Source organism: Streptomyces sp. NPDC044061 (assembly GCF_056434305.1).
This window is the reverse complement of the sequence record NZ_JBWKFL010000010.1, coordinates 92,498-117,964: the sequence shown is the minus strand read 5'-3', so window position 1 is coordinate 117,964 and position 25,467 is coordinate 92,498. Positions and strand designations below refer to the sequence as shown.

Here is a 25,467-nt window from a genome sequence, read left to right as displayed (position 1 = left end):
ATGACCCAGCCCGAGAACCGACCCTGGCGCGGTGTCCTCGTCGCCACCGCGCTGCCGCTGCGGGACGACCTGTCGGTCGACCTCGACCGGTACGCCGAGCACTGCGCCTGGCTGGTGGAGAACGGCTGCGACGGCGTCGTACCGAACGGATCCCTGGGCGAGTACCAGGTGCTCACGCCCGAGGAGCGCGCCCGGGCGGTGGAGACCGCGGTCGCCGCGGTCGGCGGTGCGCGGGTGATGCCCGGCGTCGCCGCGTACGGCTCCGCGGAGGCCCGGCGCTGGGCGGAACAGGCGGCCGAGGCCGGCTGCCGGGCGGTGATGCTGCTGCCGCCCAACGCCTACCGCGCCGACGAGCGGTCCGTGCTCGCCCACTACGCGGAGGTCGCCGGGACGGGCGTGCCGGTGGTGGCGTACAACAACCCGATCGACACCAAGGTCGACCTCGTCCCCGAACTCCTCGCGCGCCTGCACGACGAGGGCCACATCCACGCCGTGAAGGAGTTCTCCGGTGACGTCCGCCGCGCCTACCGGATCGCCGAACTCGCGCCGGAACTTGACCTGTTGATCGGCGCGGACGACGTGCTGCTGGAGCTGGCCGTGGCGGGCGCCAAGGGCTGGGTGGCCGGCTACCCGAACGCACTCCCCCGGGCGTCGGCCGAGCTGTACCGTGCCGCCGTGGCCGGCGACCTCACCACCGCGCTCCCGCTGTACCGGCAGTTGCACCCGTTGTTGCGCTGGGACTCGCGGGTGGAGTTCGTGCAGGCCATCAAGCTGTCCATGGACGTCGTCGGCCGGTACGGCGGCCCGGTGCGTCCGCCGCGCGTCCCGCTGCCGCCCGAGCAGGAGGCAGCGGTCCGAGCGGCCACCGAGAAGGCCATGGCCGCCGGGCTCGCGTGACGGAGGACGGGAAGGGAACCCTGAGATGCGCAGCAAGCTCGTCCTGCACGCCGTCGACTCGCACACCGAGGGCATGCCGACCCGGGTGATCACCGGCGGGATCGGCACCGTGCCCGGCGCGACGATGAACGAGCGGCGGCTGTACTTCCGTGAACACCGGGACCACATCAAGCAGTTGCTGATGAACGAGCCGCGGGGGCACTCCGCGATGAGCGGTGCGGTCCTGCAGCCGCCGAGCCGCCCCGACTGCGACTGGGGTGTGATCTACATCGAGGTCTCCGGCTATCTGCCCATGTGCGGGCACGGCACGATCGGCGTGGCGACCGTGCTGGTCGAGACCGGCATGGTGGAGGTCGTGGAACCGGTCACGACCATCCGTCTGGACACACCGGCCGGGCCGGTCGTCGCCGAGGTCGCGGTCGAGGACGGTGCCGCGAGGAACGTCACCCTGCGCAATGTGCCGTCCTTCAGCGTCGGACTGGACCGCAAGGCGGTGCTCGCCGACGGGCGGACGGTGACGTACGACCTCGCCTACGGCGGCAACTTCTACGCCATCCTGCCGCTGGAGGAGTTCGGCCTGCCCTTCGACCGTGCCCGCAAGGACGACATCCTCGCCGCCGGGCTGGCGCTGATGGAGGCGATCAACGCCGGGGACGAGCCGGTCCACCCGGAGGACCCGTCCATTCGCGGCTGCCACCACGTCCATCTGTACGCGCCCGGCGCCACCGCCCGCCACTCCCGGCACGCCATGGCCATCCACCCCGGCTGGTTCGACCGCTCGCCCTGCGGAACGGGAACGAGCGCGCGCATGGCGCAACTTCACGCGCGCGGGGAACTCCCTTTGCACACCGAGTTCGTGAACGAGTCCTTCATCGGCACCCGGTTCACCGGGCGGCTGCTGGGCACCACGGAGGTCGCCGGTGTCCCCGCCGTGCTGCCGAGCTTCACCGGGCGCGCCTGGATCACCGGTACGGCCCAGTACCTACTCGATCCGACCGACCCGTTCCCGGAGGGCTTCGTCCTCTAGAGTCCGACTAGACTTCGATGATGCGTGACATGGCACAGAAACCGCAGGATGCGGACGCACCCGCGCTCCCCCGGCTGGGCGGCCGGCGGAGCAGCTACCGCGAGCGGGTCGCCGACGCGCTGCGGGCCGCCCTGATCGCGGGCGAACTGCGGCCGGGCGAGGTCTACTCGGCACCCTCGCTCGCCTCCCGCTTCGGCGTCTCGGCGACACCGGTGCGGGAGGCGATGCTGGACCTGGCCAAGGAGGGCCTGGTCGACACGGTGCCCAACAAGGGCTTCCGGGTCACCGCCGTCTCCGACAGGCAGCTGGACGAGTACACCCACATCCGTGCGCTGATCGAGATCCCCACGGTGGTGGACCTGGCCCGCACGGCCGACCGGGTGTCCCTGGAGGCGCTGCGTCCGGCGGCCCGGGAGATCGTCACCGCCGCCGCGGCGGGCGACCTGATCGCCTACGTCGAGGCCGACACCCGCTTCCACCTCGGGCTGCTCGCCCTGGCCGGCAACGCCCACCTGGTAGAGGTGGTCGCCGACCTGCGCGGCCGTTCCCGCCTCTACGGCCTCACGGCCCTGGTCGAGGCGGGCCGCCTGCTGACCTCGGCCGAGGAGCACTTGGAGCTCCTGGACGCGCTGCTGGAGCGCGACGAGAAGGCCGTAGGGGAGATCATGACCCGGCACCTGGGGCACGTACGCAGCCTGTGGGCGGCGCGGGACTGAACCGGACTCCGGGCGGGGCCCGGCGAAGGTGGCCGCACGGGTGCCAGACAAACGGACATTTAACATAAAATGCGTCGAAGCGGAGATGTCTCACCGCCGCACTTGTCCACTCCTCCCACCCCTCCCTGCCCGAGGAGCACGCATGACCAGCGAACCCCAGCCCATAGGCGAGGCCGCCCGGCAGGCGCTCGAACGGGAGCTGGCCGACGTCCGCGCCGAACGCGAGACGGTCGCGGCGACTCTGCGGGACGGCGACACGGTCGGCGACAGCGCCGACGGGGCCGACGAGCTGCAGCGCGCCGACGACCTCGACCGCCTCGACGCGCGTATCTCGGAGATCACCACGCGACTGCGGCAGGCGGCCGACGCGGGGCCGCCCGCCACCGATCTGGTCGGGGTGGGCAGCACGGTCACCGTACGGTTCGCGGACGGCACGGTGGACACCGTCCAGATCGGCGCGACCGCGGCGGTGCTGGACCGGACGCTGGTGACGGCGGACAGCCCGCTCGGGCGCGCGCTGCTCGGTCACCGGGTCGGCGACTCGGTCGGCTACGAGGCGCCGGAGGGACGGGCGACCGCGGAGGTCGTGTCGTTGGGCGAGCAGCCCGCGGGGTGACCGGGCTCAGCCCGGGGCGGGGGGAAGGTCGTCGAGGAAGGTGGCCGTCGGCACGTGGAACAGGCACCCGGTGACGGCGGTCGAGTACTCGAGGATGCGGTCGTGGGTGGCGCGTCCGTCGCCGAGGAACATGTGCCTCAGCATCTGCTCGGTCACGTCCGGGGTGCGCGCGTAGCCGATGAAGTACGTGCCGAACTCGCCCTTGCCGAGGGTGCCGAACGGCATGTTCTCGCGCACGATCTTGCGCTCGTCGCCGTTCTCGTCCGTGACGGTGTTGAGCGCCACGTGGGAGTCGGCGGGCTTGACGTCGTCGGACAACTCGACGTTGGCGAGCTTCGTGCGCCCGATGACCCTCTCCTGCTCCTCCGACGACAGGGCGTTCCACGCCGTCATGTCGTGCAGGTACTTCTGCACCGTCACATAGCTGCCCCCGGAGAAGTCCGGGTCCTCGTCGCCGATGAACACCGCGTCGGCCGCGCGCCGCCCCTCGGGGTTCTCACTGCCGTCGACGAACCCGAGCAGGTCGCGCTCGTCGAAGTATTTGAACGCATGGACCTCGTCCACCACCGTGACCGCGTCGCGCAGCCGCTCCGTGAGCAGGTGGGCCAGTTCGAAGCACAGGTCCATGTGGCGGGCCCGCACGTGGAAGAGGAGGTCTCCCGGGGTGGCCGGGGCCCGGTGGCGTTCGCCGTTCAGTTCCACGAACGGGTGCAGCTCCCGCGGCCGCGGTCCGCGGAACAGCCGGTCCCAGCCGGCCGAGCCGATGCCGACGACACAGCTGAGCTGCTCGCCGGGGGCGCGGAAGGCGACCGAGCGGCACAGGCCCGAGACGTCCTCGAGCAGGTCACGGACCGTCTCCTCGTGGCCCGGCGTGATGGTGACCACGAGGAACACGGCGGTCCTGGCCGGTTCGACGACCACGGGCTGCGATTCGACCACGGCCCGTCCTCCTCATCCGATACGGCGGCATCCAATGCGCGAGGGCCCGTCCGGCCCCCTCCCCATCCTGCTGTCTCCGGGGCGCGACCGCGCGGGGACGTCGCGGGGACCTCAGCTGGTGACGAGTCCGGCGACGAGGTTGATGGCGGTGGCGAGAATGCTGGTGCCGAAGACGTACGACAGGAGCGCGTGCCGCAGCACGATCGCGCGGATGGCCGTACTCGACACGGAGGTGTCGGACACCTGGTAGGTCATGCCGAGGTTGTAGCTGAAGTAGAGGAAGTCGCGGTACGCGGGCGGCAGTCCTGAATTGAAGTCGATCCCGCCGTCGGCGGCGTAGTACACGTAGGCATAGCGGGTGGCGTACATCAGGTGCAGTGCGGCCCAGGCCAGGAACACCCCGAACAGGGCGGTCGCGGCGCCCGCGTGGCCGGTGTCGGACGGGCCGAGCAGGAGCAGCAGCACGATGGCGAGCAGTCCGCACGAGGCGACCGCCACGACCACCAGTTCCTCACCGGCCGGCCGCAGGTCCTCGCGCCGGGCGTTGCGGTGGGTGGCGGCGGCGTCCATGGGCCACAGCACCGCCCAGCCCGCCAGCACGAACGCCAGTTGCGTCACGGCGATCCCGGCCAGCGCCCCGAGCGGCGCCCGGGTCGGCAGCCCGACGGCCACGCCGGCCACGGTCCCGAGGATCACCGCACCGACGAGGCGAGGCAGGGTGTCCAGCGCCAACGAGGTCCTCATGCGCCCCGAGACTAATTCCGCGGCCGTGTCCGCCGGAGCGATGACACGATCCCGTCGGGAGACGGCCACCGTGATCGCGGCCTCGACGAGGGCCGTGCGGACCGTGGTGTCGCGGCTCCTCAGTCGGCGATGCCGATGGTCTGTCCGATCGTCTCGGGTCGGTCGAGCACCCGCAGCATGTGATCGGCGACGTGGGCGCGCGAAACCTTCGAGCCGCCCCGGATGTTCTGCCCGAACGCCGTCCGGTAAGCGCCGGTCAGGGGTTTGTCGGTCAGTTGCGGCGGTCGTGAGACGGTCCAGTCCAGATCGCTGCCCCGCAGCATGTCCTCCATCAGGGCGAGGTCCGCGTAGTGCGCGCTGAACATGGCTCGCGCGAACCGGCTGCCCAGGTGGCGCATCAGGAAACCGTCGCCGGCGTCGTGTTTCGGCGGGTTCGGGCGACCCGGCGACGGCACGGTGCCGATCGGTGCGGCGCTGACCACGACCAGGCGCTTCACGCCGGTCGCCCGCATCGCGGCCACGATGGCCTTCGTGCCCCGCGAGGCGACGCCCGCGTCGGCCCTCGGCCTGCGCGGTCCGAGCCCGGACAGGACGGCGTCCCGGCCGACGACGGCGGACGCGAGCACGTCCGCGTCCGGCGCGGCCAGGTCGGCCGTGACGACACGCGCCCGTCCCTTCCACCCGCTCAGGCCCTGTGGGGTGCGTACCACCGCGGTGACATCGTGCCCCGCGGCGACTGCCTGTTCGAGAAGGTGGCGGCCGATGCCACCGGTCGCTGCGAAGATGGTGAGCTGCATCCGCTGTCTCTTCTCTCTCGTCGTTCGGCGCCCGCCCGGTCAGTGGCGGCCGGGCGTAAACTCCCCGATCACCCGGGCAAGTCGGGCCGGCTGGTCCAGCGGGATGAGGGTGTAGCTGTCGCCCACCTCGACCAGCCGTCCGTGCGGAAGGAGTTCGGCCAGTCGGCGGCCGTGTTCGGGCGGCATGACGCGGTCGCGGGTCGCCCACACCACGAGGGCGGGGCGTTCGAACCGGGGCAGGCGTTCGGCCGCGGTCGTCAGGAGACCGGTGTCCGCCGCGGCCGCGCGCAGGGTGCGCACGGCGTCGTGCCGGATGTCCGGCCGCCGCATGACCGGCCGCATCCAGCGGGCGGTGGCGGCGTCCCCCCGTAGGGTCAGCCACCCGAACGCGATCGGGAGCCGCCGGATCGCCCGGAGTCGCATCTGCTGCATGAACAGCCCGAACAGCCGGGGCGGGAGCTTGCCGGTGAGCACCAGCGTCCTGCCGGTCAGCCCGGGCGGGAAGTTGTCGAACGCGTCACAGGAGGCGAGCACGACCCGGCCCACGCGCGCGACGCCCTCGCACATGAGCAGTTGAACGATCGCCCCGCCGGTGTCATTGCCGACGAGGGTGACGTCTCGCAGATCCATGCGGTCGAGCAACTCCGCGACCAGGCGGGCCATCCCGGGCAGCGACAGGTCGGCGTCCGCGCGCATCGCATGACGATGCGCGCCGAGGGGCAGCGTCGGTGCCACGCACCTGTGATCGGCGGACAGCTCACGGATCGTCCCGGCCCACAGCGAGGCATCCATCATGAACCCGTGCAACGGCACGACCGTGGGACCGTCGCCGCCGGTGTCCTCGTACTCGATGGTCCCGGCGGACAGTTCGATCTCCTGCATTCCCGTCCTCCTCACGTCTCGGCCGACGGTCGCCCGGCAGCCGGCCTCAGGTGAGGCCCTCAAGCTTCTCGGGGTTGGTGACGAAGTAGATGCCGCAGACCTGCCGGCCGTCCGGGACCAGGTCGAGGACCAGTACGGCGAAGGGCGAGTCGCCGCTGAACAGCAGCGCCGAGGGGTCGCCGTTGACCCGCCGGTAGCGGATGTCCAGGCCGCCGCCGGTGCGGGTGGCGCCGTTTGCCAGGAGCCGGGCGACCTTGTCACGGCCGTGGACCGGGCGCGGGCCCGCGGCGGTGGCCTTGCCCCCGCCGTCGGCCCACAGGGTCACGTCCGGCGCCAGGAGCGTCAGCAGCGTCCGCAGGTCGCCCCCGGCGACCGCGGCCGTGAACCGCTCGGTCACCTGTCGACGCAGACGCGGGTCGGTCCGGTAGCGGGGGCGGCGGGCGTGGACATGCTCGCGTGCGCGGTGGGCGAGCTGGCGTACCGCCGCGGGACTGCGGCCGAGGATGTCGGCGGTCTCGGTGTGCGCATAGCCGAACACCTCGTGCAGGACGAACACCGCGCGTTCCAGCGGGGTGAGGGTCTCCAGCACGACCAGCAGCGCCATGGACACCGACTGGGTGCGCTCGGCCGTGTCGGCGGCGTCCCCGGCATCGCCGTGAGCACGACCGTCGGCGAGGGAGGTGACGAGCGGTTCGGGCAGCCACGGACCGACATAGGCCTCGCGGCGGCGGCTGATGGCGGCCTGGCGGGCGAGGGCCTTGTTCACCGCGATCCGCACCAGATAGGCGCGTGGGCTGTCGATCCGCTCCGCGTCCGGTGCCCCGCCTCTGGCCGCCCACGCCAGCCATGTCTCCTGGAGCACGTCCTCGGTGTCGGCGACACTGCTGAGCATGTTGTAGACGATGGAGAAAAGCAGTTCTCGGTGCTCGACGAACACCTGGGTGGCCGTGTCGACCGCGTTCTCCCGGGTACCGCCGGCCGACGAGGTGTCGGACATCATGGGACCTCCTGCCATGTCTGACCACTGAGAGCCGTGGGGGCGCCCGGAGTGTGACATCGGCACCCGGCATGTGACCCACGCCTCAGCGCGCGGCGATCGGTCCCGGCAACTCGACCTGCCGGGCGGCAGGTTACGTCCCTTCCCGGGTTGCGGATGCTCTGCCCGTCCGCCAGTGCCCTGCCTCCGAGCAGGAGGTCGAGCCTCATCGCCACCGCGCCGAGGCCTGCCGCTCCCTGTGCTTCCGGACTGTCGACGAAGACAAGCGTCAGCGCCGAGCGCAGATCGAGATCAGGTCGCTGAAGTCCAAGCTCGAAGACCTCAACGAGGTCATCGCCCGTACGGCAACCGACCTCGAAACCGCCCACGTCACCGCTCCAGGCGGACCTGGCGGCCCTGCATCGCCGGAACACCTGGCGGCTACGGCTGGACACGGCCGCCTGGAGCGGGAGTTCGACACCGTGTCGCCCGAGGCCTGACGTTCTCAGGAGGTGGCCGACACCGACAGGCCCGGCTGCTCCGGCCACCCGCGCTCCGGTGCCATCGGTACCGTGAGGACCATGGTGAGGCCGCCGCCCGGGGTGTCCTCGGCGTGGAGCGTGCCGCCGACGGCCTCGGCGAAGCCGCGGGCGACCGCGAGGCCGAGGCCGACGCCGACACCGCGGGGCGCGTCACCGTACCGTTGGAACGGTTCGAAGATGCGGTCCTTGGCCTCGTCCGGGACACCGGGCCCGCGGTCCACGACCCGCAGCTCGACCCGGTCGGCGAGGGCGCTGGCGGACACCATGACCCTCTCCTCCGCCGGGCTGTACTTGACGGCGTTCTCCACGACGTTCGCGACCGCCCGTTCCAGCAGCCCCCGGTCGACGTACACCATCGGCAGGGTCTCGGGGATGTCCAGGTCCACGCACTCCTCCGGATTCGGGACCCCGCCGAGCGCCATGGGCACGACCTCGTCGAGGTCGGTTTCGCGGATGATCGGGGTGACCGTGCCGGTCTGGAGGCGGGACATGTCCAGCAGGTTGCCGACGAGGTGGTCGAGCCGGTCGGCGCCTTCCTCGATCGCCTGCAGGAGTTCGGCCTGGTCCTGCGCCGACCACTTGACGTCGTCCGAACGCAGCGACGTGACCGCGGCCTTGATGCCGGCGAGCGGGGTGCGCAGGTCGTGGCTGACGGCGGCGAGGAGCGCGGTGCGGATGCGGTTGCCCTCCGCGAGTTCCTTGGCGCGGTCGGCCTCGCGTCGCAGGCGCTGGCGGTCCAGGACGACGGCGGCCTGCGCGGCGAACGCGGCCAGCACGCGGCGGTCGGCGGCGGGGAGCACTCGGCCCCGGAGGGACAGGGCCATGTGGTCGCCGACCGGTACGTCGACGTCCGCGTCCTCCGGGATCTTTGCGGGCTGGGGTCCCACGCTGCCGGCGCAGGTCCAGGGGTCCGTCACTCCGGTCCGCTCCAGCAGGGCCACCGACTCCATGCCGAAGGTCTCCCGGACCCGTATCAGCAGCGCCTCGAGTGTGGTCTCGCCGCGCAGGACGTTCCCCGAGAGGAAGGAGAGGATCTCCGACTCGGCGCGCAGCCGCGCCGCAAGGTGGGTACGTCGGGCCGCCAGGTCCACCACGGAGGCCACGGACACGGCCACCCCGACGAAGATCGCGATGGCGACGATGTTCTTCGGGTCGGCGATCGTCAGGGTATGGATGGGTGGGGTGAAGTACCAGTTGAGCAATAGAGAGCCCACCACCGCCGACGCCAGTGCCGGGAAGAGCCCGCCCAGCAGGGCCGCCGCCACCGTCAACGTCAGGAACAGCAGCATGTCGTTGGCGAGGCCGACGTCCGGAGTGGTGCCGGTGAGCAGCCACGTCAGAAGGACGGGACCGAGCACGCCGACGAGCCAACCCCAGATGACCCGGGACCGGCCGAGGCGTGCTCCGCGCGCCACCGGCAGTCCGCGCCCCTTGCCCGCCTCGTCGTGCGTGATGAGGTGGACGTCCAGGTCGGGCCCTGACTCGACGGCGACCGTCGCGCCGACCCCCGGCCCGAAGACGTACTGCCAGCTTCTGCGCCGGGAGACGCCCAGCACGATCTGGGTGGCGTTCACGCCCCGGGCGAAGTCGAGCAGGGCTGCCGGTATGTCGTCGCCGACGACCTGGTGGAAGGTGCCGCCGAGATCCTCGACCAAGGTGCGCTGGTCGGCCAGTTCCTTCGGGGAGGCGGCGGTGAGGCCGTCGCTGCGCGAGATGTAGACGGCCATCACCTCGCCGCCGGCGCCCTTCTCCGCCAGCCGCGCGGCACGCCGTATCAGGGTGCGCCCCTCGGGGCCGCCGGTCAGGCCGACGACGATACGCTCGCGCGAACCCCAGATGGTCGAGACGTGGTGCTCGCTGCGGTACTCGGTGAGATACGCGTCGACGCGGTCGGCGACCCACAGCAGCGCCAGTTCGCGCAGGGCGGTGAGGTTGCCCGGCCGGAAGTAGTTGGAGAGGGCCGCGTCGACCTTGTCCGGCTTGTAGATGTTGCCGTGCGCCATACGACGGCGCAGCGCCTCCGGCGACATGTCGACCAGTTCGATCTGGTCGGCACGCCGAACCACCTCGTCCGGGACGGTCTCCCGCTGCCGCACCCCCGTGATCGACTCCACCACATCACCCAGCGACTCCAGGTGCTGGATGTTGACGGTCGAGACCACGTCGATCCCGGCGGCCAGCAACTCCTCCACGTCCTGCCAGCGCTTGGCGTTGCGGGAGCCCGGGACGTTCGTATGGGCGAGCTCGTCGACCAGCGCGACGGCAGGAGCACGCCGCAGGACCGCGTCCACGTCCATCTCGGTGAAGACGCTGCCCCGGTAGTGGAGTTCCTTGCGCGGGATCTGTTCCAGGCCGTACAGCATCACCTCGGTGCGCGGCCGGTGGTGGTGTTCCACGAAGGCGACCGCGCAGTCGGTGCCCCGCTCGATGCGGCGGTGCGCCTCCGACAGCATGGCGTAGGTCTTGCCGACGCCCGGTGCCGCGCCGAGGTAGATCCGAAGCTTGCCGCGTGCCATGTCATCCCTCGAAGCGGTAGCCCATGCCGGGCTCGGTGATCAGATAGCGGGGGTGGGAGGGGTCCGTCTCCAGTTTGCGGCGGAGTTGGGCCATGTAGACGCGCAGGTAGTTGGTCTTGTTGCTCTGCGAGACGCCCCAGACCTCCTGGAGCAGCTGCCTCTGGGTGATCAGCCGACCCGGGTTGGTCACCAGGATCTCCAGCAGGTGCCACTCGGTCGGGGTGAGCCGTACATCCCGTCCCTCCCGTACGGCCTTCTTGGCGAGCAGGTCGATCGTGAAGCCGTCCGTCTCGACGAGAGTCGTCGCGGGGACGTGCGGGGTGTCCTCGGTACGGCGGACGGCGGCCCGTAGCCGGGCCAGCAGCTCGTCCATGCTGAACGGCTTGGTGATGTAGTCGTCGGCGCCGGCGTCGAGCGCGGCGACCTTCTCGTCGGATGACTGCCGGGCCGAGAGGACCAGAATCGGCACCCGGGTCCAGCCGCGCAGCGCCTTGATGACGTCGGCGCCGTCCATGTCGGGCAGGCCGAGGTCCAGCAGCACGACGTCGGGCTGACGCGCGGCGGCGAGCCGCAGAGCCGTGGCACCGTCGGGGGCGGCGTCCACGCCGTAGCTACGCGCCTGCAGGTTGATGACGAGGGCCCGTACGAGCTGCGGGTCGTCCTCCACCACGAGCACCCGGGTCATGGGTGTGCCTTTCCTCTCGTACGTCGGGGCGGGGAGCGCCGGACGCGAGGCAACCGACGTCATGACTGCGGGAGTCGACGGCCCGGGAATGCGTCCCGGCCGCCAACTCCCGTGCGTGTCACGTAATCCCATCAGTGCTTCGCAGCAAGGTCCTTGAGCGCGATGTTGAGCTCCAGGACGTTCACGCGGGGCTCGCCCATGAAGCCGAAAGTGCGACCCCCGGTGTGGTCCTTGACCAGCTTCTCCACCGCGGAGACGGACAGCCCGTTCTTCACGGCGACCCGGTGCACCTGGAGTTCCGCGTAGTCGGGGGAGATGTCCGGGTCCAGGCCCGAGCCCGAGGAGGTCACCGCGTCGGCGGGCACCTGGGAGGGCTTGATCGTGTACCCGGGCACCGAGTTGTCCTTCACGACGGCGGCCTTGGCGTCCTCGACCTGCTCGACCAGCACCTTGCTGTCCGCGGAGAGGTTGGTGGCACCCGACAGGATCAGCTTGTACTGCGTGTTGACGCTGTTCGTGCCGAGCCCGTTCGCCGGGCGGCCCTGGAACCACTTCAGGTCCGCGTCCGGCGTCTCCTGGCCCTTCTTCAGCGGCAGGTTGTACGACTGCCCGATCAGGGACGAGCCGACGACCTTGCCGTCCGCCTTGATCTCGGAGCCGTTCGCCTTGTCGTGGAACGCCGCTTGGGCGATGCCGGTGACCACCAGCGGGTAGATGACGCCGGTCACCAGGGTCAGCACGAGCAGGGCGCGCAGGCCCGCTCCCAGCAACCGGGCGGTGTTCGTTACGGAGTTGTTCATGGTGATCAGACGCCTTTGAAAGGTCACAGCCCGGGGATGAGGGAGATGAGCATGTCGATGATCTTGATGCCGATGAACGGGGCGATCAAGCCGCCGATGCCGTAGATGCCGAGGTTGCGCCGCAGCATCCGGTCGGCGCTCATCGGCCGGTACCGCACGCCCTTCAGGGACAGCGGCACCAGCGCGATGATGATCAGCGCGTTGAAGACGACCGCGGACAGGATCGCGGAGTCGGGCGAGGACAGCTGCATGATGTTCAACCTGTCCAGGCCCGGGTAGACCGCCGCGAACAGCGCCGGGATGATCGCGAAGTACTTCGCGACGTCGTTGGCGATGGAGAACGTCGTCAACGCGCCCCGGGTGATGAGGAGTTGCTTGCCGATCTCGACGATCTCGATGAGCTTGGTCGGGTTGGAGTCGAGGTCGACCATGTTGCCGGCCTCCTTGGCGGCCGACGTACCGGTGTTCATCGCCACGCCGACGTCCGCCTGCGCGAGGGCCGGGGCGTCGTTGGTGCCGTCACCGGTCATCGCGACCAGCTTGCCACCGGCCTGCTCCCGCTTGATGAGGGCCATCTTGTCCTCTGGGGTGGCCTCGGCGAGGAAGTCGTCGACGCCCGCCTCCTCGGCGATCGCCTTGGCGGTCAGCGGGTTATCACCCGTGATCATGACGGTCTTGATGCCCATGCGGCGCAGCTCCTCGAACCGCTCCCGCATGCCGTCCTTGACGACGTCCTTGAGGTAGATCACGCCCAGCACACGGGCGCCCTCGGCGTCCTCGACCGCGACCAACAGCGGGGTGCCGCCCGCCTCGGAGATGCGGTCGGTCAACGCCTGGGCGTCCGCCGCGACTTCGCCGCCCTGCGCCTCGACCCAGGCGACCACCGAGGCGGTGGCGCCCTTGCGGATCCTGCGCCCGTCGACGTCCACACCCGACATACGGGTCTGGGCCGTGAAGGCGATCCACTCCGCCTGCGCCAGCTCGCCCTGGTGACGCTCGCGCAGCCCGTACTTCTCCTTGGCCAGAACGACGATGGACCGCCCCTCGGGCGTCTCGTCCGCCAGGGACGACAGCTGGGCGGCGTCCGCGACCTCGGCGTCGGTGGTGCCGCGCACCGGCAGGAACTCGGCGGCCTGGCGGTTACCGAGGGTGATGGTGCCGGTCTTGTCGAGCAGCAGCGTGGAGACGTCACCGGCGGCTTCCACCGCCCGCCCCGACATCGCCAGCACGTTGCGCTGGACCAGTCGGTCCATGCCCGCGATGCCGATCGCGGACAGCAGCGCGCCGATCGTGGTCGGGATCAGGCAGACCAGCAGGGCCACCAGCACCACCATCGTCAGGTGGGTGCCCGCGTAGGTGGCGAACGGCGGCAGCGTGGCGCAGGCCAGCAGGAAGACAATGGTCAACGACGCGAGCAGGATGTTGAGCGCGATCTCGTTCGGCGTCTTCTGCCGGGCCGCGCCCTCGACCAGGCTGATCATCCGGTCGATGAAGGTCTCGCCCGGCTTCGTCGTGATCTTGATGACGATCCGGTCGGACAGCACCTTCGTACCACCCGTAACCGCGGACCGGTCACCGCCGGACTCGCGGATCACCGGGGCTGACTCGCCGGTGATGGCCGACTCGTCCACCGAGGCGACACCCTCGACGACGTCACCGTCACCGGGGATGACGTCCCCGGCCTCGCAGACCACCAGGTCGCCGATGGTCAGGGCGGTGCCAGGGACCTGCTCCTCGGAGCCGTCCGCGAGAAGCCGGCGGGCGACCGTGTCGGTCTTGGCCTTGCGCAGGGTGTCGGCCTGCGCCTTGCCGCGGCCCTCGGCGACGGCCTCCGCCAGGTTGGCGAAGATGACCGTCAGCCACAGCCAGGCGCTGATCGCCCAGCCGAACCAGTCGCCCGGGTCCTTGAAGGAGAACACCGTGGTGAGCACGGAGCCGATCCACACCACGAACATCACGGGCGACTTGATCATCACCCGCGGGTCGAGCTTGCGGAAGGCGTCCGGCAGCGACTTGATCAGTGCCTTGGGGTCGAAGAGGCCGCCGCCGACACGGCCCTCGGTGGGCTTGTGGCCGGTGGGGACGTCGCTGTGCGGCGCCCTCGTGGGTGTGGCTGTGGACATGGAGTCCTCTGAGTTCTCTGTACGGGTGGTCATCACGCCAGCCCTTCCGCGAGCGGGCCCAGCGCGAGGGCCGGGAAGTACGTGAGACCGGTGATGATGAGGATCGCGCCCACCAGCAGGCCGGTGAACAGCGGCTTCTCGGTGCGCAGGGTGCCCGCCGTGACGGGCACCGGCTTCTGCTCCGCCAGGGAGCCCGCGAGGGCAAGGACGAAGACCATCGGCAGGAAGCGGCCGAGCAGCATGGCGAGTCCGGTCATGGTGTTGAACCAGTCGGTGTTCGCGTTCAGGCCCGCGAAGGCGGAGCCGTTGTTGTTGGCCGCCGAGGTGAAGGCGTACAGCACCTCGGAGAAGCCGTGCGCGCCGGAGTTGAGCATCGAGTGCGGCGGGGTGGGCAGCGCCATGGAGGCCGCCGTGAAGACCAGCACCAGGGCGGGGGTGATCAGGATGTAGCAGGCGGCGAGCTTCATCTCGCGGCCGCCGATCTTCTTGCCCAGGTACTCGGGCGTGCGGCCGACCATCAGACCGGCGATGAACACCGCGATCACAGCCATGATCAGGATGCCGTAGAGGCCGGAGCCCGTGCCGCCCGGCGCGATCTCGCCCAGCATCATGCTCAGCATCGTGACGCCGCCGCCGAGGCCGGTGAAGGAGGAGTGGAAGGAGTCCACCGCACCGGTCGAGGTCAGAGTCGTGGACACCGCGAAGATCGAGGAGGCGCCGACTCCGAACCGGGTCTCCTTGCCCTCCATCGCACCACCCGCGGCCTGGAGCGCCGGGCCGTGGTGGGCGAACTCGGTCCACATCATCAGCGCGACGAAGCCCAGCCAGATGGTGAACATCGTGGCGAGGATCGCGTAGCCCTGCTTCACGCTGCCGACCATCACACCGAAGGTGCGGGTCAGCGAGAACGGGATCACCAGGATCAGGAAGATCTCGAACAGGTTCGTGAACGGGGTGGGGTTCTCGAAGGGGTGGGCGGAGTTGGCGTTGAAGTAGCCGCCGCCGTTGGTGCCCAGTTCCTTGATGGCCTCCTGGGAGGCGACCGCGCCGCCGTTCCACTGCTGCGAGCCGCCCATGAACTGACCGACCTCGTGGATGCCGGAGAAGTTCTGGATCGCACCGCAGGCGACCAGAATCACCGCGGCCACGACCGACATCGGCACCAGGATGCGCAGCGTGCCGCGCACCAGGTCCGACCAGAAGTTGCCCAGCTCACCCGTGCGCGAGCGCGCGAAACCGCGCACCAGCGCCACGGCCACCGCGATGCCGACGGCCGCGGAGACGAAGTTCTGCACGGCGAGACCGGCGGTCTGCACGACGTGCCCCATGGTCTGCTCGCCGTAGTACGACTGCCAGTTGGTGTTCGTCACGAACGACACGGCCGTGTTGAACGACTGCGCCGGGTTGACCGACGAGAAGCCGAGCGAGCCGGGCAGAACGCCCTGGAGCCGCTGCAGCAGGTACAGGAAGAGGACGCTGACCGCCGAGAAGGCGAGGACACCGCGCAGATACGCGGGCCAGGTCATCTCAGCATCGGGGTTGGCACCGATCGCCTTGTAAATCCACTTCTCCACCGTGAGGTGCTTCTTGGAGGAGTAGACCCGGGCCATGTAGTTGCCGACGGGAATGTAGACGAGCGCCAGCGCGCCTATGAGCGCGAGCAGCTGGAGCACGCCTGCGAGTACGGGACCCATGTCTGTTCTCAGAACCTCTCCGGGAAGATCAGGGCGAGGACGAGATAGCCCAGCAGGGCGACGGCCACGACCAGGCCGACGATGTTCTCGGCGGTCACAGCTTCGTCACCCCCTTGGCGACGAGGGCCACCAGCGCGAAACCCGCGAGGACGGTGACGACGAAGGCCAGATCGGCCATCGTGAACTCCTGAAGAGGTTCGGGGGTAAAACAAGGACGGTTAGAGGAAACCTCCTGGCTGGCCGGATCCGGTCGCTCGTTGACGACCCTCTTACGGCGGCCTGCACGGCTTTGACGAGACTCTTACGGCCACGCTCCATACCGGCTGGTAACAAGAGACACCGGATCAGAGCACCCGGAATCGCAGTCGGCAGATCACCGCGTCCGTCTCCCGTCGCACGGCGTGCGCGACGACCGCGCCGCGCTGGTTCTGCAGCAGCCGCTGCCACAGCCGCTCCGGCTCGGTCTCCGGAATCAGCACGGTGACCCGCGTGACAGGCTCGGCGGCGGCCACGTCACGGACGTACGCGGCGATCGGACGGCCCAGGCTGCGCCGCGTGGACGCCAACCGCACCAGTTCCACCCCTGGGTCCCATTCCGCCCAGGCACGTTCCAGTGCGTGCAGGTGAGCCCTGTCCTCGGGGTCGGGGTAGCACACGGTCACCGCGCGGACCTCGTCACCGAGCGAGGAGGCCGCGGTCAGGGCCTCGGAAGTCAGCCGGGACAGGGATGACACGGGCACGATGACGAGCGAGCGGTCGCGGTGCGGGGCCTCGGGTACGCGGCCCAGGCCGAGCCGCTCGCCGATGCGGTCGTAGGCGCGGCGCACGGTCTCGAAGGCGATCACGAGCAGGGGCAGCGCGATCACGATCAGCCAGGCGCCGTCGGTGAACTTGCTCGCGGTGACGACGACGGTCGCGACCCCGGTGAGCAGCGCACCGAAGCCGTTGAGCAGCGCCTTCCCCTGCCAGCCCCGTCCGCGCTCCGACCGCCAGTGCCGCACCATGCCCACCTGGGCGATCGTGAAGCCGACGAACACCCCGATCGCGAACAGCGGCACCAGGGTGTTGGTGTCACCGCCGGAGAAGAGCAGCAGCGCGGCCGATACGACGGCGAGCGCGAGGACGCCGTGCCGATGCACCTGGCGGTCGGCCTTCAGGGCGAACACATGCGGGGCGTAGTTGTCGCGGGCGAGGAGTTTCAGCAGGACCGGCAGCCCGCCGAAGGAGGTGTTCGCGGACAGCGCCAGCAGGATCATCGTCGCGAACTGGATGACGTAGAACGCCCAGTTGTGGCCGAGCGAGGCGTCCGCGAGCTGGGCGAGGACCGTCACGCCCGCCACCGGCTGGAGGTGGAAACGGCCGATCAGCACCGACAGCCCGATCAGCATCAGACCGAGGACGGCGCCGAGGGCGACCTCCGCGCGCTGGGCCCGCTTCACGCGCGGCACCCGGAAGGACGGGACCGCGTTGGCGATGGCCTCGACTCCGGTCAACGCGGAGCATCCGGAGGCGAAGGCCTTCAGCAGCAGCAGCGCGCCCACGGTGGAGGCGTTGTCCGCGACGACCGAGGCGTGGCCGGCCGCCGTGACGGTGCTGACCGGCGCCGACCGGAGCAGCCCCACGACGATCAGCACGAAGATGGCTCCGACGAAGACGACCGTCGGCACGATGAACGCCTTCGCCGACTCTACGATCCCGCGCAGGTTGACGCCCGTGATCAGCGCGAGGACCGCCAGGCACAGCCACAGCCGGTCGAAGTAGAGGGAGGGGAAGGCCGAGGTCAGGGCCGCCACGCCCGCGGTCACCGCGACCGCGACGTTGAGCACGTAGTCCAGCACCAGCGAGGCGGCGGCCACCAGGCTCGTGCGCGCCCCCAGGTGGGTCCTGGCCACGGCGTAGGAGCCGCCGCCGTCCGGGAAGGCCGCGATCACCTGCCGGTAGGAGGCCACCAGCACCGCCAGGAGGGCGGCGATGGCCAGAGTCACCGGCAGCGTGAAACCGAGGCCGTGGGCTCCCGCGCCGGCGAGCACCAGCACGATCGCCTCGGGGCCGTACGCCACCGACGCCATCGCGTCCAGCGACAGCGCGGCCAGGCCCGTCACGGCGGTCAGGCGATGCCGCTCGCCGGTATCGGGCGGTTCTTCGTCGGCGGGGGTCGAGCCGGGCTGGACGGTCAGGACGGACATCGGTGCGTACTCCTTCTCCAAGAGCCGCGCAGGAGGACTGTGTTCTGCGCTGTGCACTCAGGCTGTGTCCCTTTCCGCCCTCACCTGGCGGTCCTTGCGGCATCTTCGCGCCGATCCGACTGAACTTGACGGCATCTTGACGGGCGCGTGGTCCCGTCGACGGCGGGATCCGATCAGGTCCTGCGGAGAACGCGGATGGGCTGCGCAAAGAACCATTCGATATCCGTCAGAGTCGCATCAAAATGTATCGATCCGGGTCTTCGCGTCTCTACCGTCACCCGTATGGGACGCCGTGAGAGGGCGCGCAGGTCACCGGCCGGTGCTCGCACAGAATCGCCCGGAGACGCGGTGTACGACCGCTGTTGGGGGCGGGAGGTGAAGGATGCCGTCCGGTGCGCCGGCGTGCTCCTCGCCCTGCTCCTGCTCGTCGACTGGGGCTCGGGCCGATTCACGCTCTGGCGCGGCCTGCTGTGGCTCGCGCTCGCCGTGTTGCTGTTCCTCGTGCTGTGTCCCGCCCGGGTGGCGGCCGGTGAGGACTGGCTGGCCTCGCGCCTGTTGCTGCGGGAGCGCCGGGTCCGGACGGACCTGCTGGTGTCCGTGCGCATCCTCGACGGTGTCTCCCAACGTCTCCTGCTGCGCGATGCGTTCGGCGAGCGCGTCCGGATCGATCCCGAGGTGCTCGTGAACAATCCCGGCCTCTGGTACCGGCTGGAGGCGGGCACCCGGAAGGCGGCGGCCGGGGGTCTGCTGCTGTGCGGGCAGACCGCGTTGACCCGACTCTCCGCCCGCGTGGACCGCGAGACCGCGCAGGCCGTGTTCAAGGCGTCCGGACTGGAGTGACCGCGCCTCCTCCGAGTCCGGCCTCACCACCCGCGCACAGGTCCCGACGTGTCCTGCGCGGCCCCGTCTGGTCGGCCAGGGTCACGGCGACCGGCCGGGCTCGCAGCGCGCCGGTCCCCGTGCTCATCGCGCACCTCCTGTGCGGTGCTCGGACGGTCGGGAACCCACCGTCTGCTCGACGAAGGGCAGCGAGACGACCATGGTCAGGCCGCCGCCGGGGGTGTCCTCAGGGGTGAGGGTGCCGTTCATGGCCTCGGTCAGGCCGCGCGCGAGGGCGAGCCCGAGGCCGAGGCCGGTGGTGTTGTCGGTGTCGCCGAGCCGTTGGAACGGCTCGAACATCCGCTCCCGGCCGGTCTGCGGAAGTCCCGCTCCTCGGTCCACGACGCGCAGCTCCACCCGGCCCGCCAGGGCGCTGGCGGTGACCAGGACCTTCTTGCCGGGTGGGGTGTGGCGGGCGGCGTTGCCGGCGAGGTTGGCGATCACCCGTTCCAGCAGAGGCGGGTCGGCCAGCACCGCCGGGATCTCCTCCGTGTCCGCCACTTCCACCCTGGGGACGTCCGCCAGCGCCGTGGGCAGGACCTCCTCCAGGGACGTCGGACGCAGGTTCAGGGGGAGGACGCCTGCCTCCAGGCGGCTGAGGTCGAGGAGGTTCTCCACCAGCCGGTTGAGCTTGGCCATGGACTCGTCCGCGGTGGCGAGAAGCTCCTCGCGGTCCTCCGGGGAGAACTCGACGTCGCTGCTGCGCAAGGAGGTGACCGCGGCCCAGCCCGCCGCGAGCGGGGTGCGCAGGTCGTGGCCGACGGCCCGCAGCAGCGCCGTACGCATCCGGTCGGCCGCCTTCACCGGCTCCACCTCGGCCGCCGCCTCCGCCAGCCGGGTCCGCTCCACCGCCGAGCCGACGTGCGCGGCGAACGCGGCAAGCACCCGCCGTTCGGAGGAGGACAGAGTGCGGCCCCGCAGCACGAGGTACGCGCCCGGACCGGCCGGCACCGCGGTGGCGCCCTCGGTGCCGGGCGGCTCGTCCGCCAGTTCCGCCGAGTCCATACCGAAGGTCTCACGCGTCCGCTCCAGCAGGGCTGGAATCGTCGCCTCACCGCGCACGATGGTGCCGGCCAGCGAGGACATGGTCTCGGCCTCGGCAGTGGCCCGCGCCGAGCGCCGGGACAGCCGTAGCGAGCGGTCGACGACGGCGGCCACGGTGGCTGCGACGACCGCGAACACGGCCAGCGCCAGCAGCGCGTTGGGGTTGTTCAGGGTGAAGGCGCCGATGGGTGGGATGAACCAGTAGTTCAGGAGCAGGGACGCCGTCACCGAGGCGATCACGGCCGAGGCGACGCCGCCTATACAGGCCACGCCCACGACCGCGAGGAGGAACAGCAGCGCCTCGCTGGTCAGGTCCAGCGTCCCCCGCACCTGGGCGAGCACCGCCGTGAGCAGCACCGGAAGCACCAGCCCGGCCACAGGGCCGGCGATCAGCCGGGCCGTGGACAGGGTGCGGCGCCTCGACGGCAGCAGCGTGCCGCGCCCGGCTCGCTCGTGGGTGACCCGGTGGACGTCGATGTCCCCGGACAGCTCGGTCACCGTCTCCCCGGTTCCAGGGCCTGTCACGAAGCGCGCCAGACGTCCCCGCCGACTGGTCCCCAGCACCAGCTGGGTGGCGTTCTCCGCCCGTGCGAACTCCACCAGGGTCGTGGCGACGTCGTCGCCGACCACCGAGTGATAGCTGCCGCCCAGGTCCTCCACCAGCCGACGCTGCCGGGCGAGCGAGGCGGCGGAGACACCGCCGGCCAGGCCGTCGCTGCGGGCCACGTGTACGGCGAGCAGGTCACCGCCCGCCGACCGGTCGGAGATCCGGGCGGCCCGCCGCACCAGTGTGTCCCCCTCCGGGCCGCCGGTCAGCGCGACGACGACTCGCTCCCGGGTCTCCCACACCCCGCCGATGCCGTGCTGCGAGCGGTACTCCTGGAGCGCCTCGTCGACCCGATCGGCCACCCACAGCAGCGCCAGCTGCCGCAGCGCGGTCAGGTTGCCCGGGCGGAAGTAGTTCGCGAGGGCGGCGTCGATCTTCTCGGGCGGGTAAATGTTGCCGTGCGCCATGCGGCGCCGCAGTCCCTCGGGCGGCATGTCCACCAGCTCGATCTGCCAGGCCCGCCGGACGACCTCGTCCGGCACGGTCTCGTGCTGCGGGACGTTGGTGATCTTCTCGACGACGTCGTTGAGGGACTCCAGGTGCTGGATGTTCAGCGCGGTGATCACGTCGATGCCGGCGGCGAGGAGTTCCTCGATGTCCTGCCAGCGCTTGGGACTGCGGCCGCCGCCGGGCACGTTGCTGTGCGCGAGCTCGTCCACGATCGCCACCTGCGGGCGCCGGGCCAGCACCGCAGCCAGGTCCATCTCCTCGAAGCCCCCGCCGCGGTAGGTGCACGCGGTACGCGGGACGACCTCCAGGCCGTCGGTCATCGCCTCCGTGCGCCGGCGCCCGTGGCACTCCACGAAGCCCACCACCACATCCGCCCCGCGCGAGGCGCGGCGTCGTCCCTCGTCGAGCATCCGATAGGTCTTGCCGACCCCCGGGGCCGCCCCGAGATAGACCTTCAGCCGTCCAGGCCGTACGTCACTCATCGCCGCCGACGCGCTCCGCTCACTCGATCAACTGCCCTGAATGGAATGGGCTCTCCCCCCAAGGAAGCCCATCGGCGAGCCGTCCGGGGCGGGCGTTGGCGATTCCTTGGCGCCGATCACGAGTACCTTGACACTGCCTTGACGTGAGCTGGGCCGATAGGATGCGAGCGGTGTGCCGGGAAGTCTGGTCGGCCGGAGAGTCGGAGCGGCTCCCCGTGGTAGCCCCAGGGGGACGGCATGCGCAGCGTCGGCACAGTACTCGGGTTGGTCGTCCTGGCCACCGTGGTGGCGACCTTCGCGCGCCGCCGACGGATTCCGGCACCGTCGTTGCTGGTGCTCGCCGGTCTCGGCGTGGCAATGCTGCCGGGCACCCCGCAGATCCAGATCAGCCCTCAGATCATCGGGCTCGTGGTGCTGCCGCCGCTGCTGTACGCCAGCGCCGAGGAGATGCCCTGGCGGGAGCTGCGGGCGGTGTGGAAACCGGTCGGCGTCCTCGCCATCGGCCTGGTGCTCGCCTCGGCGGCGGCCGTCGCCGCGGTCGCGGTCCTGGTCACCCCGCTGTCCTGGCAGATGGCGTTCGTGCTCGGCGCGGTGCTGGCCAGCACCGACCCGGTCGCGGTGACCGCGCTGGGCCGCAGGCTCGCCCTGCCCCCGCGGGTGCAGGTGCTGGTCCAGGCGGAGAGCCTGTTCAACGACGCCACCTCCCTGGTGCTGGTCCGGGTGGCGGCGAGCATCGCGATCGCGTCGGCGGCGGCGAGTTGGGGCGCGGCCGGCGGCCAGTTCCTGCTGCTGGCCGGCGGTGGCACGTTGATCGGAGCCGCCGTCGCCGGAGTGATCATGCTGATCCGGCGCCGTACCGAGGACCCGGTGCTGGAGACGGTGATCGCCCTGGTCACCCCCTACGCGTCCTATCTGCTGGCGGAGGTCGCGCACACCTCCGGGGTGACGTCCTGCGTGGTCGCCGGGGTGATCCTGGGCGGCCGGGGGGACCGGCTCACCAACGCGCGCATACGTCTCCAACTGCACGCCGTGTACGGCACAGTGGTGTTCCTGCTGGAGAGCGTGGTGTTCTCGCTCATAGGGCTGGCGCTGCCCGCGCAGGTGCGGGCGCTGGCCGACGGTGACCGTTCCTGGCCCCTGTACGCCCTTGCCGTCGCCGCCACCCTCGTCGCCGTACGCCTGCTGTGGATCGCGCCGCTGTCGACGGTGGTCCAGCGCAAGGGCGGGATCAGTCGGCTGAACTGGCGGATTCCGGTGGTGCTGACCTGGGCGGGCACGCGTGGGGTGATGCCGTTGGCCGCCGCCCTGTCCATCCCCGAGGTCGCGAGGAACGGCAGCGCACTGGCGGACCGCCCCTTGGTCCTCGTCCTGACGACGTCCGTGGTGGTCGTGACGCTCGTGGTCCAGGGCTTCACCCTCGCCCCCGTCGTCCGCGCCTCCGGCATCGCCCTGGAGCCCGCCCACACCGAACGCGAGGAGATCGAGGCCCGCTCCCGCCTCGCCCACGCCGGCCTCGCCCGGCTGGAGGAACTCGCCGAGCTGGAGGCCGTACCGGACATCGTCCTGGACCGGTTGCGCCGCGGCCTGAACGCCCGGCTGGAGGACGCCCGCGACCGCCTCACCGAGAGCAACGGCACGGCAGCGGCCACCGAGTCCGCCGACCGGGTCTACCGCCAGCTGCGCCGCGGCCTGATCACCGTGGAGTCGGCGGAACTGCAGCGGCTGTACGACGCACACCGCATCAGCGACACGACCCGGCGACGCCTCCAGCGTTCCTTGGACCTGGAGGAGGCCCGGCTGGCGGACGTCTAACGGAACTCGGCCAGCCGGGTCCGCAGTCCGAGCATGGTGAGCGCCATCGCCGCGAGGAGGAGCCCGCTCGCCCAGGGCAGCAGACCGCTCATCGCCGAGCGACCCTTCCGCACCGAGGCATCGAAGTGGGCGCGGTTGATGTCCGTCACCTTGTCCAGCGCGGTCATCCACTCGCCGAAGTGGGCGTTGGAGGTGCCGGGCTTCCAGTCCATGCAGAACTCCACCGCCTGCTGCTCCTTCCCCGCCGCGAGCAGCGCGCGGATCCTGCGGTCGTCGCGCTCGTAGACGGCGTACGTCTCCACCGTCTTCTCGGCGGCGGTCCGCTCCCCGGGAAAGGTGACGTTGTCCAGTTCCCGCCGGAACTCCCCGGTGAAGCGCAGGTCGTGGTGGTCGGTCCGGTACCCCTGCCAGCTGGTGGCGAGCCCGTCGTCGTAGGTCGTGAGGGTTGCGCCCTTGATGCCGTACAGCTCCTGCGACTTGGCGAGGAATGAGCTCGCGTACTGGTCGCGGCGCTGCGGGTCGAGGAGGTAGCGGCTCTCGTCGGCGTTGGCGTCGTAGGCGATGGCCCGCGCACGGGAGAGCGCGACGACGGAGTCGAAGGAGTCGCGGCGGGCACCACGCAGGTTCCCGGACGAGGAGGTCAGCATCTGGGAGCCCAGGATCACCGCGAGCAGCGTGCACACGGTGGCGGCGACAAGGGGCGGATTCAGGATCCGGTGAAAGCGCCGGACCAGGTACCACTGCAGGAGACCGAGAACGGCCAGCAGGAGCAGCCCCAGGCCGACGACGGAGGCGAGCTGCGTGGAGAGGGTGGAGCGGGCGGTGGTGTACTCGGCGTTGAAGGCGGCGTCGTTGGAGGACACCAGCGTGCGGGACTCGGGCAGCAGCCTGGCTTGCAACAGGTCCGTGGCACGGCGGTAGTCCACCAGCGCTGACGCCTTGCCGCCGGTGCGGCTGTCGTTCTCCAGGGCGCGGCCGATCAGCTCCTGGTACTCGGCGAAGTCGTCGGTCAGAGACTCCACGGTCTTCTCATCGGACCGGTCGCCCTGCGCCGCGACAGCGAGGGTGCGCAAGTCGTGCCCGATCTCGCGCCGGGCATCGCCGTAGTAGCCGACCGCTTTGCCGTACGGGGTCCTCAGACGGCCCTTGCCCCCGTCCCCATTGGACAACAGGATGTTGGCGGCCTGGGCGTCCATGTTGTTGAGGGCCAGGTTGAGGTCGGCGGCACTGGTCGTGCGCGGCGCGTCCCGGCCGGTCACGCTGTTCCAGGTTCCGTTGGCGGCCAGCCCAGCTACAAGCAGTAGCACGGCCACGACGGCCGTGAGCAGGAGCGTGGCCGCGCGCAGAAGACGCAGCCGCGCGGGCACAGTGGCCCAGAAGCGCCGGCGTAGAGCGGCCCACGCGGCCACGACCTGCCGTCCCAGGCGCAGCCCCGGACCCGGTCCGGCCGTCCGCGAATACCCTCGTCTCCGCGGTCCAGGGCTGCCCCCGGGCGGGGCGACCGTCGCTTGCTGCGGCGATGTCTCCCCCTCGGTCCGAGGACCCTGCGCTGTTCCGGCCGTGATGGTCACGGTCCCTCCAACGTCACGCCACGGACGGTCGCCCGTCCCCCGTTGTCGATCAGTCTGCGACGGAATTCGGCCACCGATGGCTCTCGTTGACGCGCTCCTGATGGCTATTCAGCTTTGCTTGACGCGACCTTGATGGCGCTCGCGCCTGCGCCGTATGGGTGCCGCAAATTCCTGGCTCACCGGGGCAATCGGAACAGCGGGCGGGGTTAGATTCGCTGTCGGCCGCCGCTGGGCCACGGACGTCAGTGGCCCCGCACGACGGGCGGAGTCCCCACTCCGCGGTGACGCGAAGGCGGTCCGGTGTGTGTCCGAGGGGGCACGCGCCCGCGCACGACGCCTTTCGTCGCCTCATCGCCGGCGTCCGTGCGCCACCGTGGGGGGGGGGGGGGGGGGGGGGTGGCGGGGGGGGGGGGAGGGGGCCCGTCACCCCGCCACGAAAACAAGACGCCGTGTTTCCTCCGCCCCCCACCCAAGAACCCCCC

At 70.8% G+C, this 25,467-nt stretch carries 20 protein-coding genes; 6 read left to right on the top strand and 14 right to left on the bottom strand.

Features of this window, described 5'->3' with window-relative positions; all coding sequences use genetic code 11:
- The 4 genes from AC07CM_RS18145 (at position 1) to AC07CM_RS18130 (ending at position 3,256) form a co-directional block, all read left to right on the top strand.
- Positions 1-897, top strand: coding sequence for a dihydrodipicolinate synthase family protein (locus tag AC07CM_RS18145; protein WP_478877386.1), 897 nt, complete (start codon positions 1-3; stop codon positions 895-897).
- 25 nt (positions 898-922) lie between these two features.
- Entirely contained in the window at positions 923-1,924 is a 1,002-nt protein-coding gene (locus AC07CM_RS18140) for a proline racemase family protein (RefSeq protein ID WP_478877385.1), read from the top strand.
- A 17-nt stretch (positions 1,925-1,941) separates the two neighbouring features.
- A complete protein-coding gene (locus AC07CM_RS18135) occupies positions 1,942-2,640 on the top strand; it encodes a GntR family transcriptional regulator (protein WP_478877384.1) in 699 nt (232 codons plus the stop codon).
- A gap of 142 nt (positions 2,641-2,782) precedes the next feature.
- Positions 2,783-3,256 (top strand): GreA/GreB family elongation factor, encoded by a 474-nt coding sequence (locus AC07CM_RS18130; protein WP_478877383.1) that lies wholly within the window; start codon positions 2,783-2,785, stop codon positions 3,254-3,256.
- A 6-nt stretch (positions 3,257-3,262) separates the two neighbouring features.
- Here AC07CM_RS18130 and AC07CM_RS18125 read toward each other — a convergent pair whose 3' ends face one another.
- From AC07CM_RS18125 to AC07CM_RS18070, 12 genes are all read right to left on the bottom strand, one after another.
- Complete coding sequence (locus tag AC07CM_RS18125; RefSeq protein ID WP_478877382.1) at positions 3,263-4,195, bottom strand: Dyp-type peroxidase; 933 nt, start codon at positions 4,193-4,195, stop codon at positions 3,263-3,265.
- Between the two features lie 111 nt (positions 4,196-4,306).
- Positions 4,307-4,939: a DUF1345 domain-containing protein gene (locus tag AC07CM_RS18120; protein ID WP_478877381.1), complete on the bottom strand. Its 633-nt coding sequence runs from the start codon at positions 4,937-4,939 to the stop codon at positions 4,307-4,309.
- 119 nt (positions 4,940-5,058) lie between these two features.
- Positions 5,059-5,736, bottom strand: coding sequence for an NAD(P)-dependent oxidoreductase (locus AC07CM_RS18115; protein ID WP_478877380.1), 678 nt, complete (start codon positions 5,734-5,736; stop codon positions 5,059-5,061).
- Between the two features lie 39 nt (positions 5,737-5,775).
- A complete protein-coding gene (locus tag AC07CM_RS18110; RefSeq protein WP_478877379.1) occupies positions 5,776-6,618 on the bottom strand; it encodes an alpha/beta fold hydrolase in 843 nt (280 codons plus the stop codon).
- A gap of 46 nt (positions 6,619-6,664) precedes the next feature.
- Positions 6,665-7,615: an RNA polymerase sigma factor SigJ gene (gene sigJ / locus AC07CM_RS18105; protein WP_478877512.1), complete on the bottom strand. Its 951-nt coding sequence runs from the start codon at positions 7,613-7,615 to the stop codon at positions 6,665-6,667.
- Positions 7,616-8,099: 484 nt separating this feature from the next.
- On the bottom strand, positions 8,100-10,652 hold the full coding sequence (locus tag AC07CM_RS18100) for a DUF4118 domain-containing protein (protein ID WP_478877378.1): 2,553 nt from the start codon (positions 10,650-10,652) through the stop codon (positions 8,100-8,102).
- A 1-nt stretch (position 10,653) separates the two neighbouring features.
- Entirely contained in the window at positions 10,654-11,337 is a 684-nt protein-coding gene (locus AC07CM_RS18095; protein ID WP_478877377.1) for a response regulator, read from the bottom strand.
- Between the two features lie 131 nt (positions 11,338-11,468).
- Positions 11,469-12,137, bottom strand: a complete 669-nt coding sequence (locus AC07CM_RS18090; RefSeq protein WP_478877376.1) for a potassium-transporting ATPase subunit C — start codon at positions 12,135-12,137, stop codon at positions 11,469-11,471.
- 23 nt (positions 12,138-12,160) lie between these two features.
- Positions 12,161-14,293: a potassium-transporting ATPase subunit KdpB gene (gene kdpB, locus AC07CM_RS18085; RefSeq protein WP_478877375.1), complete on the bottom strand. Its 2,133-nt coding sequence runs from the start codon at positions 14,291-14,293 to the stop codon at positions 12,161-12,163.
- Positions 14,293-15,954 carry a potassium-transporting ATPase subunit KdpA gene (gene kdpA / locus AC07CM_RS18080; protein WP_478877374.1) on the bottom strand — a complete coding sequence of 554 codons (1,662 nt, stop codon included), beginning with the start codon at positions 15,952-15,954 and terminating at the stop codon, positions 14,293-14,295. Before kdpA ends, kdpB begins: the two co-directional genes overlap by 1 nt.
- An 8-nt stretch (positions 15,955-15,962) precedes the next feature.
- Positions 15,963-16,052 carry a K(+)-transporting ATPase subunit F gene (gene kdpF, locus AC07CM_RS18075; protein WP_016434100.1) on the bottom strand — a complete coding sequence of 30 codons (90 nt, stop codon included), beginning with the start codon at positions 16,050-16,052 and terminating at the stop codon, positions 15,963-15,965.
- A gap of 246 nt (positions 16,053-16,298) precedes the next feature.
- Complete coding sequence (locus AC07CM_RS18070; protein WP_478877373.1) at positions 16,299-18,140, bottom strand: APC family permease; 1,842 nt, start codon at positions 18,138-18,140, stop codon at positions 16,299-16,301.
- Positions 18,141-18,515: 375 nt separating this feature from the next.
- Here AC07CM_RS18070 and AC07CM_RS18065 point away from each other — a divergent pair, with 375 nt between their 5' ends.
- On the top strand, positions 18,516-18,980 hold the full coding sequence (locus AC07CM_RS18065) for a hypothetical protein (RefSeq protein ID WP_478877372.1): 465 nt from the start codon (positions 18,516-18,518) through the stop codon (positions 18,978-18,980).
- A 123-nt stretch (positions 18,981-19,103) separates the two neighbouring features.
- Here AC07CM_RS18065 and AC07CM_RS18060 read toward each other — a convergent pair whose 3' ends face one another.
- A complete protein-coding gene (locus AC07CM_RS18060; RefSeq protein ID WP_478877371.1) occupies positions 19,104-21,602 on the bottom strand; it encodes an ATP-binding protein in 2,499 nt (832 codons plus the stop codon).
- 237 nt (positions 21,603-21,839) lie between these two features.
- Here AC07CM_RS18060 and AC07CM_RS18055 point away from each other — a divergent pair, with 237 nt between their 5' ends.
- Positions 21,840-23,414 carry a Na+/H+ antiporter gene (locus AC07CM_RS18055; RefSeq protein WP_478877370.1) on the top strand — a complete coding sequence of 525 codons (1,575 nt, stop codon included), beginning with the start codon at positions 21,840-21,842 and terminating at the stop codon, positions 23,412-23,414.
- On the opposite strand, the gene AC07CM_RS18050 is transcribed toward AC07CM_RS18055, so the two are convergent.
- Entirely contained in the window at positions 23,411-24,823 is a 1,413-nt protein-coding gene (locus AC07CM_RS18050) for a hypothetical protein (RefSeq protein WP_478877369.1), read from the bottom strand. The two genes, AC07CM_RS18055 and AC07CM_RS18050, sit on opposite strands and share 4 nt — an antisense overlap.
- Between the last annotated feature and the right edge of the window lie 644 nt (positions 24,824-25,467).

What these genes read in the sequence shown, in the direction of transcription:
- AC07CM_RS18145 (WP_478877386.1), top strand. Translation starts at nt 1, where the DNA reads ATGACCCAGCCCGAGAACCGACCCTGGCGCGGTGTCCTCGTCGCCACC.
- AC07CM_RS18140 (WP_478877385.1), top strand. Translation starts at nt 923, where the DNA reads ATGCGCAGCAAGCTCGTCCTGCACGCCGTCGACTCGCACACCGAGGGC.
- AC07CM_RS18135 (WP_478877384.1), top strand. Translation starts at nt 1,942, where the DNA reads ATGATGCGTGACATGGCACAGAAACCGCAGGATGCGGACGCACCCGCG.
- AC07CM_RS18130 (WP_478877383.1), top strand. Translation starts at nt 2,783, where the DNA reads ATGACCAGCGAACCCCAGCCCATAGGCGAGGCCGCCCGGCAGGCGCTC.
- AC07CM_RS18120 (WP_478877381.1), bottom strand. Translation starts at nt 4,939, where the DNA reads ATGAGGACCTCGTTGGCGCTGGACACCCTGCCTCGCCTCGTCGGTGCG.
- AC07CM_RS18115 (WP_478877380.1), bottom strand. Translation starts at nt 5,736, where the DNA reads ATGCAGCTCACCATCTTCGCAGCGACCGGTGGCATCGGCCGCCACCTT.
- AC07CM_RS18110 (WP_478877379.1), bottom strand. Translation starts at nt 6,618, where the DNA reads ATGCAGGAGATCGAACTGTCCGCCGGGACCATCGAGTACGAGGACACC.
- sigJ (WP_478877512.1), bottom strand. Translation starts at nt 7,615, where the DNA reads ATGTCCGACACCTCGTCGGCCGGCGGTACCCGGGAGAACGCGGTCGAC.
- AC07CM_RS18100 (WP_478877378.1), bottom strand. Translation starts at nt 10,652, where the DNA reads ATGGCACGCGGCAAGCTTCGGATCTACCTCGGCGCGGCACCGGGCGTC.
- AC07CM_RS18095 (WP_478877377.1), bottom strand. Translation starts at nt 11,337, where the DNA reads ATGACCCGGGTGCTCGTGGTGGAGGACGACCCGCAGCTCGTACGGGCC.
- AC07CM_RS18090 (WP_478877376.1), bottom strand. Translation starts at nt 12,137, where the DNA reads ATGAACAACTCCGTAACGAACACCGCCCGGTTGCTGGGAGCGGGCCTG.
- kdpB (WP_478877375.1), bottom strand. Translation starts at nt 14,293, where the DNA reads ATGACCACCCGTACAGAGAACTCAGAGGACTCCATGTCCACAGCCACA.
- kdpA (WP_478877374.1), bottom strand. Translation starts at nt 15,954, where the DNA reads ATGGGTCCCGTACTCGCAGGCGTGCTCCAGCTGCTCGCGCTCATAGGC.
- AC07CM_RS18070 (WP_478877373.1), bottom strand. Translation starts at nt 18,140, where the DNA reads ATGTCCGTCCTGACCGTCCAGCCCGGCTCGACCCCCGCCGACGAAGAA.
- AC07CM_RS18060 (WP_478877371.1), bottom strand. Translation starts at nt 21,602, where the DNA reads ATGAGTGACGTACGGCCTGGACGGCTGAAGGTCTATCTCGGGGCGGCC.
- AC07CM_RS18055 (WP_478877370.1), top strand. Translation starts at nt 21,840, where the DNA reads ATGCGCAGCGTCGGCACAGTACTCGGGTTGGTCGTCCTGGCCACCGTG.